The organism is Streptomyces sp. NPDC005070, assembly GCF_053600395.1.
Map to the genome: position 1 here is coordinate 1 of NZ_JBSFZS010000602.1, position 1,009 is coordinate 1,009.

Genomic DNA, 1,009 nt, shown 5'->3' on the forward strand with positions numbered 1-1,009 from the left:
GTCATGACGGTTCCGCTCCTGCGCCGCAGAGGGCTTCCCATGGCCGACGCGACCGCCACGGCCAACCCCCTCAGCGTGCCCGTCGCCCTCGCCGGGACCCTCGTCTACGCCCTCGCCCCACCGCGTCCGCCGCCACGGGCCGGTTCGGTTACGTCGACCTGACCGCCGGCGCCACCCTTCTCCTGGGCTCGCTGCCCACCATCGCCGTGGCGCGCCGGGTCACCGGCCGGGTCCCGGACCGCGTCCACTCCGCCGCGTACGTCGTCCTGCTCGCGGTCGTCCTGACGGTCGTGGTCGTGGGAGTCTGACGCGGCGGGCCCACGCCGGACCTGGTCGGCCGCACCGGAGCTGGAGTTCAATGTGATTGACTCGAAAGTTCAGCGCACTCTACGTTCCGTGGTATGGCTCATGACGAACAGACGCGCGTGGCACGGCTGTTGGACGCGCAGGCGAAGGCCGAGCGGCTCTTCGCGGAGATCGAGGAGCGCGGGCTGGTGGCGCCGGGGCAGGGCGAGCGGGCGGTCAGTGACCAGGTTCGTGACCTCGCGAACGAGCTCTTCGGCACCACCCGGCACTGGCACAAGCGGATCGTGCGCTCGGGCCCGAACACCCTGAAGCCGTACAAGGAGAACCCGCCGGACCGGGTGCTCGGCTCGGACGACATCGTGTTCGCCGACTTCGGGCCCATCTTCGAGGAGTACGAGGCCGACTTCGGCCGCACGTTCGTCCTCGGCGACGACCCGGTCAAGCACCGGCTGCGGGACGACCTGCCGCAGATCTTCGACGCCGGCAAGCGGCACTTCGCCGGCAGCCCCGACATCACCGGCAGGCAGTTGTACACCGAGGTCGAGCGGCTGGCCGCCGAGGCCGGGTGGGAGCTGGGCGGCTGGCACGCCGGACATCTGGTGGGCGAGTTCCCTCACGAGTGGATCGACGGCGCGGACGCCGAGTCGTACATCGCCCCCGCCAACGACACCCCGCTGCGCCGCACCGACAAGGCGGGCCGCAC

The 1,009-nt window shown here is 71.4% G+C and carries 1 protein-coding gene; it reads left to right on the top strand.

What is annotated here, in order from left to right:
- Positions 1-401 precede the first annotated feature (401 nt).
- Positions 402-1,009, top strand: a 608-nt coding sequence (locus tag ACWEBX_RS41480; RefSeq protein WP_451889826.1) for a M24 family metallopeptidase, incomplete at its 3' end; no start/stop codon positions are given.